The 10,538-nt window shown below is 43.4% G+C and carries 9 protein-coding genes and 1 other annotated feature; of the genes, 6 read left to right on the top strand and 3 right to left on the bottom strand.

Features of this window, described 5'->3' with window-relative positions:
• Window positions 1-240: 240 nt before the first annotated feature.
• The 3 genes from brnQ to ACSYTE_RS06235 form a co-directional block, all read right to left on the bottom strand.
• Window positions 241-1,620 (bottom strand): branched-chain amino acid transport system II carrier protein, encoded by a 1,380-nt coding sequence (gene brnQ, locus ACSYTE_RS06245; RefSeq protein WP_491716583.1) that lies wholly within the window; start codon window positions 1,618-1,620, stop codon window positions 241-243.
• Window positions 1,621-1,747: 127 nt separating this feature from the next.
• Window positions 1,748-1,976, bottom strand: a binding site (T-box leader).
• Window positions 1,977-2,087: 111 nt separating this feature from the next.
• Complete coding sequence (locus ACSYTE_RS06240; protein ID WP_491716582.1) at window positions 2,088-2,969, bottom strand: GRP family sugar transporter; 882 nt, start codon at window positions 2,967-2,969, stop codon at window positions 2,088-2,090.
• Window positions 2,970-2,994: 25 nt separating this feature from the next.
• Entirely contained in the window at window positions 2,995-5,259 is a 2,265-nt protein-coding gene (locus ACSYTE_RS06235; RefSeq protein WP_491716581.1) for an ATP-binding cassette domain-containing protein, read from the bottom strand.
• A 65-nt stretch (window positions 5,260-5,324) separates the two neighbouring features.
• Here ACSYTE_RS06235 and ACSYTE_RS06230 point away from each other — a divergent pair, with 65 nt between their 5' ends.
• From ACSYTE_RS06230 to ACSYTE_RS06205, 6 genes are all read left to right on the top strand, one after another.
• A complete protein-coding gene (locus ACSYTE_RS06230) occupies window positions 5,325-5,786 on the top strand; it encodes a winged helix-turn-helix transcriptional regulator (RefSeq protein ID WP_491716580.1) in 462 nt (153 codons plus the stop codon).
• Between the two features lie 86 nt (window positions 5,787-5,872).
• Window positions 5,873-6,508: a 3-hexulose-6-phosphate synthase gene (hxlA, locus tag ACSYTE_RS06225; protein WP_491716579.1), complete on the top strand. Its 636-nt coding sequence runs from the start codon at window positions 5,873-5,875 to the stop codon at window positions 6,506-6,508.
• Window position 6,509: 1 nt separating this feature from the next.
• Window positions 6,510-7,046: a 6-phospho-3-hexuloisomerase gene (gene hxlB / locus ACSYTE_RS06220; protein ID WP_491716578.1), complete on the top strand. Its 537-nt coding sequence runs from the start codon at window positions 6,510-6,512 to the stop codon at window positions 7,044-7,046.
• Between the two features lie 124 nt (window positions 7,047-7,170).
• Entirely contained in the window at window positions 7,171-7,530 is a 360-nt protein-coding gene (locus ACSYTE_RS06215) for a hypothetical protein (protein ID WP_491716577.1), read from the top strand.
• 72 nt (window positions 7,531-7,602) lie between these two features.
• Complete coding sequence (locus tag ACSYTE_RS06210) at window positions 7,603-8,451, top strand: aldo/keto reductase (RefSeq protein ID WP_491716576.1); 849 nt, start codon at window positions 7,603-7,605, stop codon at window positions 8,449-8,451.
• Between the two features lie 64 nt (window positions 8,452-8,515).
• Window positions 8,516-10,507, top strand: coding sequence for a collagen binding domain-containing protein (locus ACSYTE_RS06205; protein WP_491716575.1), 1,992 nt, complete (start codon window positions 8,516-8,518; stop codon window positions 10,505-10,507).
• Window positions 10,508-10,538: the final 31 nt, after the last annotated feature.

Genomic DNA, 10,538 nt, shown 5'->3' with positions numbered 1-10,538 from the left:
AGGCTTTTTAATTTGGGCTTAATTGTTCGATGATGGCTACTAAAGGCGGTCCATTGTACTAAGATCTTATTGTTAGGACGACTTTACAATCGAAATAATGCTAATTAAAAGGCGTCAATAATCACAATTGAGTAATTATTGACGCCTGTATTTAAAGATTTAATTATTGATTTGATGGATTAATATGTGATTAAAGCTATGATATATGAAACTATGTCGTGAAGCTATGTGGGAAATTGATTATGCGTTGGCAAAGACACCTTTTCTTACTCTAACAAGGTGCCAAGCTAGTCCTAAGACTGCACCGAGCAGTGCTGGAACGACCCAATCCATTCCGACACTGGCAAATGGGAAGAAGCCTTGTTGGAACTTAGCGAGTGCCAATGCGAAGCCGCTTTGGCTAACGACTGGTGGGAATGCTGCAAACATATCGAACAGGGCGGGAACCGCTGTGAACAATACGACCATTCCGTATACGACTGGGTCGCGCTTGAATAGTGGGGAGGTAACTGATAATAAGATCAGTACCATTGAGAATGGATAGAGGAACATTAGCATTGGAGTTGACCATAAGATGATTTGGTCTAATCCTAAATTAGCAGTTAAGAACGATGCTAAACAGATGAATGTTAACCAAGCATGGTAACTAAACACTGGGAAGTGCTTGTGGAAATCCTGGGCAAATGCAGCTACTAGTCCAACGGCAGTGGTTAAACAAGTTAACGTGATCAATGCGGCTAATGCAGCTTGCCCGGCACTACCAAAGTAGTGAGTCATGATCTGGGAGAATGTGCCCCCACCATCTGGACCGAGCTTGTAATCGTTCAGACTAGTTGCACCGAGCCAGATCAAGACAACATAGATTAGACCTTCCACGCTTACAGAGAGGACACCAGCTTTTGCAGTGACCTTGGCATTGCTAGTAGCCTTGGTCTTACCAAGTTGGCGGACGGCTTGGACTACTGTAACCCCAAATGCTAAACCAGCAAGGGCATCCATGGTGTTATAACCTTCTAAGAACCCGTTCAAAAATCCGTTGTGTTGGTATGGAGCGGTTACTGCTTGTAAGTTGGCTTTCCCCATTGGTGAAGCGAAAGCGAATAGGAAAATTGCGAATAGCATTAATAAGAAGAGCGGATTTAAAACCTTGCCGACCTTGTCCATGATGGAGGATTCACGATATGAAATGAAATATGCGAACCCAAAGAATAGGGCGGAAAAGACTAACAACCCAACCGTGTCGTACTTAGCTGGTAAAAATGGTGCCACCCCAACGGTAAATGGAACCGATGCAGTTCTGGGGGTTCCGAATAATGGTCCGATGGTCGCATGAATCAAAACCATGAACGTGACGGCAAAGGCAGGGCCGAGGGGTTTACCGATGTCATAGACCCCTTCAGAACGAGTAATGCTGATCGCAAGGACCGAAAGGAGGGGTAATACGACCCCCGTACAAAGGAAACCGAGGGTGGCGACCACCCAGTTTGCACCTGACATTTGCCCCAAGTGAATTGGGAAAATGAGGTTACCGGCTCCAAAGAAAAGCGCGAATAGTAACGAACTGACGGTTAAATATTGTTTCCAAGTCAATGGATTGGGATTTAAATCTGTATCTTGCATAAAATGATGCCTCCGTAATATATTTTTTGAAACCTAACTGTGAATTAATAATCTGAATCGGACTAATGTCGCTTTCCAATGAAACCACCCCCTTAAATTGCAATAAAAAAGCACCCTTATCCAAAAGAATAAGGGTGCTCACACACGGTACCACCTTAATTACGAGCACAAAAACACTCGTCGCTAAATACGTACTAACATACGCTAACGCTGTAATGGGCGTACCCAATGTAGATTACTGATTTCGTCACATTGCTCGAAAGTGATTGTTCGTCATGAATATGAATACTCCCTCTCACCTAACGGAGCTCGCTGAATTCGCCATCATGATTACTTTTCTTTCTCAAAGCATGTCTCTTTTATTTGTAACAATCATATCGGTAAAATGATTATAAGTCAACCTTTTTTTGATAAAAAAATTAAAATAAAATTAAAAAAGTTGGACGCTTGCCCAACTTTTTTTAATATTATCTAATAAAACTAGTCATAATCCCACCAATTAACACCATGGCGACACCACCAACTGTATAAACTAGTGCCTTGCCAGTTTTGTGTTCACGAAGAATGACCAGCCCACCGAACGTGGAAACCACCACGCACATTTGGGAAAGGGTGAATCCAGTTGAAACCCCGTTTAAGGTAATCGAGATTAAGTATCCAGCCGTCCCAATCCCGGAGTTAAATCCGGTCAGGATGTTTTTGAAGGTGGCCTTTTGAAACAGGGGCTTTTGTTCGCGAAAATCCTTGATCAAAAGCGAAAAGATAATCGCACCAATAAACATCCCTAACGATTGGGGTGGGAACGTCGACCAACCGTCAGAACCAGTAATCTTAGGGAAGGTTGAACAGGCAGTGTACCCAATTCCAGAACCGACGATCAATTCGATCAAGCTCTTGGTAAACTCACGCTTGCTGATCGAGTTTTCATGGCCACCATTACCGGTTCTAGTGGTTAATACGACCCCGATAACCACTAGGATCACGGCGGTAAAACCGATACCCTTTGCAAAGCCAGATTCCCAACTACCAAAGAAGAGGACTCCAATGATGTTAACCCCGACTAATTGAAGGCCAGTAACGATTGGGGTGGTGGTCGAAACCCCTAGCTTACGGAATGCATTGTACTGAGTCAACTGGCCAAGCGACCAGCAGGCCCCACCCAAGACACACCAGAATACATCATCTACGGTGATGGTTGGCTTTTTGATCAACCACACTAGGATTCCAACAACGAGGGCTCCATAAGTCGTTCCCAATAGTTGTTGGATCGGCTTACCACCCATGAAGTGGACCCACAACGGGGTGATTCCCCAAAGCAATGCGGGAATTAATCCAATTAGAATATCCAAAATCTTTCCTTCTATCTATAAAAAATTAGCTACGCAGTCTATTATACTCCAACATGGCTTGGCCAGTAACCGATTTTTTAGATTTAATCGAATCAATTGGCGTTCCCGAATAAAGGATTTCACCACCGTAGCGCCCCGCTGCTGGGCCGACGTCGATTAGCCAATCGGCGGAACTGATCACTTCAATGTTATGTTCTACGATGATCAATGTGTTATTAGCATCCACGAGCTCCTTGAATAACTTAATGATCGTGCCAACATTGAACATGTGCAACCCAGCGGTCGGTTCATCCAAAAGGTAGATTTTACCCGTTTGATTCAATTGCAAGGCAAGCTTTAGGCGTTGTAACTCCCCGCCAGATAGGGTATCTAATGATTGACCGAGTGAAAGGTAGTCCAAACCGACCCTTTGCATATTGATTAATGGTTTTTCGATTTTGGCGGTTTGCTTGAAAAACGGAATTGCCTGGGCAATCGATATATTCAAGACTTGGCTGATGTCTTTACCCTGGTATTGATATTTGAGGGCTTCGTCGTTGTAGCGTTTCCCGTTACATGCCTCGCAGGTCTGAATAACGGGGTCCATGAACGCCATGTTGGTGATCACGACACCCTTCCCCTTACAGACGGGACACTTTCCCTTTCCGTTGTAGCTAAAGAGGGTCCGTGAAACATGGTTGGCATCGCCGAACAACTTGCGGATCTCATTTAAAATATCGAGGTAGGTGGCGGGAGTGGCGCGAATATTTGCACCGACTGCGTCTTGTGATAGGTCGATGTAAGGTTCGGTCAAATGGTCCTTGATGGCTTGCATTAACGAGCTCTTTCCTGAACCAGCGACCCCAGAAATGACGGTCTCAACACCGAGGGGAATTTGGACGCTGACGTCTTTTAGGTTGTGGACTGAGACGTTTTTTAAATCGAGCGTCTGGGTAGCTTTACGCGGGTGTTCATTAAATTTTAATTTAGCGCGCAGGCATTTACCCGTTAAGGTGTCTGATTTTAAGAGTTCATCATAGGTGCCGTCGAAGGTAATGTGGCCACCTTCCGCTCCCGCTTTAGGGCCAATCTCAACGACGTATTGGGCAATCGGAATCAATTCTGGATTGTGTTCGACGATCAAGACCGTATTGCCGTTATCGCGCAACTTGGTCAAGGCGTGTTTGATCAACTGGATGTCCTTGGGATGCAGACCGACACTGGGTTCGTCTAGGATGTAGACCATATCGACTAGCGAGCTGTTCATGAACTTTGCGATCTTGATCCGCTGGGTCTCACCGCCAGAAAGCGTTTCGGTTGTCCGATCCAAAGTCAGATAACCCAGCCCCAAGTCGATCAGTGATGCAATCTTGGTCGATAGTTCGCGGATAATCCCTTGGACCAACGGGGTCTTGATGGTCTTTAAAAAGGCGAGGCCGTGGATGAGGTCCATCTGCAAGACGTCAGCGATATTTTTGCCGTTGATCTTACAACCCAAGACCGGCTTTCTGAGCTTGGTACCATGACAAACTGGACAGGCGTGGTGGTCAACGATTTCTTGGATTGCCTTTTGGTGGTGTTTACCCTCGGCGCTGTTGATGATCGAACGTTTGATTCTCGGGATTAATCCTTCATATAAGATGCTTTTCCGCCAAATCTTTGGGGCATCCGTTAGCTTTTGTTGGGGAGCGTACAACAATAGATCTAATTCGTGCTTCGTATAGTCCTTGATTGGTTTATCATTATCGAATAATCCCGTGTGGGCATAGCGATTCCACCGCCACGTGTGCGGACCGAAACTAACGAAGGTGATCGCACCTTCATTTAATGATTTATTGTAATCTAAAATTTTGTCGGGATTGATATCATCAACATAGCCCAGTCCTTGGCAGTTCGGACACATCCCCTGGGGCAAATTAAATGAGAACGTATCTGAGTACCCGACCCAGGGCTTACCGTCTCTTGAAAACAACAGGCGCATCAATGAATAGATCCCCGTGTATGTAGCAAGCGTCGAACGCGGGTTCTTGCCGATCTTTTTTTGTTGGATCACGATCGCAACGGGGAGGTTATCGATCTTATCAACGTGGGGTTGACCATACTTAGGTAGGTATTGCTGGGTAAAACTAGGGAACGTTTCATTCAATTCCCGCCGTGAGTTAGCGGCGATCGTATCAAAAACCAGTGATGATTTTCCAGCACCAGACAAACCGGTAAAAACGGTAATTGCGTGCTTATGAATCTTTAAACTAATGTCTTTTAGGTTGTTCTGATGTGCATTATGAACAACGATGAATTGACTTTCGGACATAAAACTTCCTCCTCAATTAATTATTATCCTAATCTTATAATTAATGCAGGGGTTGGGCAAAGATAATGAACTCAAAGGCAATTGAGCGTACAATAGATAGTTCAAAGGGAGATGAAGATTTCATGGAAACTGATATTCGCCAAGATGTGCGCAACAAGCTGCAGTCTGGTAATTTTGATTGTGCCAAGGAACTAACGCTTTCGATGTTCAGCGGCAAGCATAAAATGTATATTTTATGGGAACTGCGGCATGGGGATGCGATTCACTTTAACCAATTTACCAGAATTATTCCAAACGTTAGCCGCAAGGTATTGACCAATCAACTCAACGAATTGATCCAAGATAGCATCGTTGAAAAACACGATTACAACGAGGGCAAGGTCAAACGGGCCAGCTATCAATTGACCGCGATCGGGAAGAGTCTGCTGCCGATATTGACGATGATGTATGAATGGGGCGAAAAAAGGATCAATCAATTAAAGCTGGATCCAATCTATCAGACCAAGAACTTTCATCCGAACGTCTAGGTAGTTACCTAAAAGTAACTAATTGTTAGTAAGTAACGCCTCTGATATCCTACTATTAAATCATAAATTAATGGAGGAATTATTATATGAAGTTACAATTAGCAATCGATTTAGAAGACGTGGATGGCGCAATCGAATTGATCAAAAAGACCAAGGACAGTGTCGATGTCTTTGAATACGGGACCCCGTTAGTGATCAACTTTGGTCTAGAAGGCTTTAAGAAGATTCGCGACACGTTCCCAGACATCACATTACTAGCTGATGTTAAGATCATGGATGTGGCAGCTTACGAAGTTGGCCAAGCAGTCAAGTACGGCGCAGACATTACCACCATCTTAGCCGCCGCAGAAGATCAATCGATCAAGGATGCCGTGGAAGAGGCCCATAAAGATGGCAAGGAACTGCTCGTTGACATGATCGGCATCGAAGACGTGGCAACGCGGGCGCGTGAGATCGATGCAATGGGGGCTGATTACATCGCCACCCATACTGGTTATGACTTACAAGCTTTAGGAAAAACCCCATTCGAAACGTTTAACACGATCAAGGCAAACGTGAAGAACACTAAGACCGCCGTGGCTGGTGGGATTAAGCTCGATACAGCCGCTAAGATCATTGCCGAACAACCAGACCTATTGATCGTCGGTGGTGGAATCGCAACTGCCGATGATCCAGCAAAGGCGGCACGTGAAATTAAGGCCATGATCGAAACGGGTGAATAAATTGCCAACTAGTTCATGGAAAACGATCCTAGCTGAATTAAACACTGCGGATGTAGCAGTTGATGACGCTGCACTGACGTTGATCCATTCTGCTGAGCGCATTTTCGTTGCCGGGGCGGGACGTTCAGGGTTGGCCAGCAGTGCATTTGCCATGCGGATCGGCCAGCTCGGTAAACCAGTCACCGTGGTGGGGGAAACGACGGCCCCAGCGTTTACGGATGCCGACTTATTAATTGTAGCTAGCGGTTCGGCTAAGACGCCATCGATCGTTGCGCTGGTGAAAAAAGCGCAGCAGTTGGGCGGCCAAGTCTGGCTACTGACGGCGACAAAGGACAGTGATTTAGCGCATTTTGTTGATCACGTTACCGTTTTACCTGGCAAGGGTAAGTTCACAACTAATAAGGATACGGTCCAACCGATGGGCGCACTTTTCGAACAAGCGGTGTGGCTGTTCGGCGATGCCGTTACCTTAGAATACATGCACCATTACCAAATTACTGAGCATGCGATGCAACTTAACCATGCCAATTTAGAATAATCTTTGAATCGGTTGATTGTGAAATCAGCCGATTTTGTTATTAAAAAGTAAAGAGTGAGCATATTTCAGCATTTCACAATCATTCCTTGTTATAATTTAGTTACAAGTAAAGGAATGATTATTAATGTACAAAGAAAAAGTAATTGAAAAAATTGAAGAAGATTTTATGGATAAGTTTTATAATCAACAAAAGCCCAACACGGATAGTCGGGTTTCAGTTACACTAGCAAATGAAGAATTTATTAATCTCGCCAAAAGTATTCATGCTGAATACGAAGATGACATTAGTCGGGACGAATATGTCGCAGAACTTGTGAAGTTAGATTGTAACCACCCGAAGGGGATTTTTAATTTTGCAATTAATGTTGAAGAATATGGATATGTAGTTCCTGATTTTGCCCAAAAGGCTGATAATAATAATTTAATGTTGACCCAATATGGGGAAGCTCTGTATGGAACGCTTAAGTTCGATAAGGGTGAATAGTGAACTAATATTGATGATTTGTGGGATCGCTTTGAGCGGTCCCTTTTTGTATCTAATCAAGGGGGATTTTAAATGAAAAAAATTAATTTTAATGGCGTTTCACTACCAGCAATTGGCATGGGCACTTGGCACATGGGGAGCACGGAAGCTAATTATGCGCAACAAAAAACGACCTTACAATTCGGGATCACACATGGTGCGACCGTCATCGATACCGCTGAACAATATGGGAATGGTGATTCAGAACGGTTAGTGGGGGATGTCATCAAAGATTTTGATCGGGATTCGTTATTCATCATCTCCAAATTCTACCCATTCCATGCGCAGCGTAAGCAAATGCAAAAAGCGCTAGATGATAGTTTACAACGGCTTGGGACTGACTACTTGGATCTATACCTCTACCACTGGCCAGGGAGCACGCCGTTAGCAGAAGTGGTTGATAATATGGTGGCCATGAAACAAAGTGGCAAGATTAAGCACTGGGGGGTCTCGAATTTTGACCTTAGTGATATGCAAGAGCTTTGGGCGGTCCCACATGGTCAGGAGGTAATGGCAAATGAAGACCTTTATAACATTGGTTCACGGGGGATCGATTATGACTTACTTCCCTGGCAACGCGATCATAAAGTACCGTTGATTGCCTATGCACCGATCGATCAGGCTGATCGCCGCGGGGCTAAGATTACTAGGCAACAAGCATTGGTGGAAGTGGCACGGCGGCATAACTCGACTGAATTTCAGATCATGTTGGCCTGGGCGATCCGCGATGGCCAAACCCTGGCGATTCCACAAACCAGTGATGAAGACCATATGCGATCCAATCTTGCGGCCGCAGACATTGCATTGAGTAGTGATGATCTAGCATTGTTGGACCAGGCATTTCCAAAGCCAACCAGTAAAAAATCGTTGGATATTATTTAATGTACGATGATTGTAATAGCAATCGCTTTAATATATACTTTTTTACGAATAAGGAGGTGTAATTTTGAAAAAACAGTCAATTTTCAAAAAGAGTTTTTTAATGTTTTTATCATTAGGTTTTATTGCGTTATTTAGTTTGTTTTTAGGAACGCAAACGCATGCTGATAATACTAATGCTATGTTGCAAGATTCGTTTGTAACTGGGGCTAGCATTTCTGGAAATAAGGATAGTTCTGGAAACTACGACTACTATAAGGGAGTCAACGCTACTTGGGGGTTCAATATTCCAGCTAGCAAGGCTAAGAACGGTGATCAAATTACCGTTACGATCCCCCCACAGCTGAGGGTGCAAAGTGACTATAATTTTGATATCGTTGGTAAAGATGGTAAAACGTATGCAAATGCAGCTGTTGATGCATATAATAATAAAATTACCATTACTTTTAACTCCAACGTTGATAATCTGAACTCAGATGTTACGGGTTCCTTTACAGTCGGGGTGAATTGGGTATCTAAAGAATCCACTTTTCCGCAGACGATTACCATTAATTGGCCAGTCACAGGGAATGTTTCATATAACGTTGCAGGGGCTGGAACTCCTGACAGTAGTGAAAAAGTATTTAAGTATGGATACGCAGATACATCTGACCCGTACTTAATTCACTGGGTGGTTAGAGTTAATTACGCTCAAGCACAAGTGGATAATGCCGTTTATACTGACACGTTAGGTGAGGGTCAACAACTCATTCCTGGTTCTGAAAATGTTACAAAGGCGACTTTCGATCCGGACGCTAATTGGGACGGCTTACCATATAAACCGATTTCAACGGTTGACGCCAGTGCCATTACTGAAGGCAACGGCGGCTTTAACGTTCAATTGGGGAATATTAATAGCTTATATGTAGTTACTTATGACACGCGAGTTAATGATGATGGTAAAGCTAAAGATTATGCGAATACCGGGGTCCTAAGTGGTAGTAATATTTCTAGTCAAACGAAATCAACAACGGCTGAAATTCAGACCGGCTCTGGAACGTTGAATAATTTATTCAACGAAACTGGTAGTAAGATCTGGCAGGATAATAATAATCAATATAAGGTTAGACCATCTTCAATCGTAGTGTACTTATTTAGAAACGATAGACAGTTCCTAAGCCAAACGATTTCAGCGGAGAATAATTGGCGTTATAGTTTTAATGATTTACCAGTTTATGATAATAATGGTAAAGCGTACAAATACGCAGTTAATGAAAATAGTGTTCCTAACTACGTTACTAGCTATTCTAGTAGCGGTAGTGACATGGATATTATTAATTCATATAGCGCAAGTAGTTCTGCATCTACTGGCAGTGATTCAGGAAGTTCTGGTGGCTCAACTAGCTCTAGCAATAATGCTAGCAGCACTGATTCTACTGGTAGTTCTAGTTCAACTGACAGTACGGGAAGTTCAAACAATACTTCTGGTAGTTCCACTGCTAGTTCTACGAACAGCGGCTCTAGCGCAACTAGTTCGCAAAGTTCGACTAGTTCTACGAACAGTAGCTCTAGTACAACTAGTTCACAAAGCTCGACTAGTTCTACGAACAGCGGCTCTAGTACAACTAGTTCACAAAGTTCGACTAGTTCTACGAACAGTAGCTCCAGTTCAGCTAGCTCACAAAGTTCTAACAATACTTCTTCTAGTAGCAGTGCTTTAAGTAGTAGTTCCTCGAATAGTTCTAGTGCATCAAGTTCCAATAGCAGTTCAACTAGTTCAAGCACCACCAATAGTAGTAGTTCAATGAGTAGTGATAGCTCATCCAGTAATAGTGATTCATCCTCAAGCACTACTAATTCACAAAGTGACTCTAGTACACCTGTCGGTTCAAGTGATTCTAGTAGTTCAGCATCCGTAGTGTATGGGTCTTCAAGTAATAATTCATCTAATCGATCAAAACCAAACATTAATCGGCTCCCACAAACTGGCGATACGAATAATCTTTACGTTTATCTATTAGGAATTTTTATTCTAGGACTCGCTGCATTATTGATTAGAAAGACATTTAAAAATAAATAATTAATTTTATAAAGGATCGTCAGCTATTAAA

Source organism: Nicoliella sp. ESL1120, assembly GCF_058508515.1.
The sequence above is the reverse complement of the archived record's forward strand: the minus strand, read 5'-3'. Positions and strand labels throughout refer to the sequence as shown.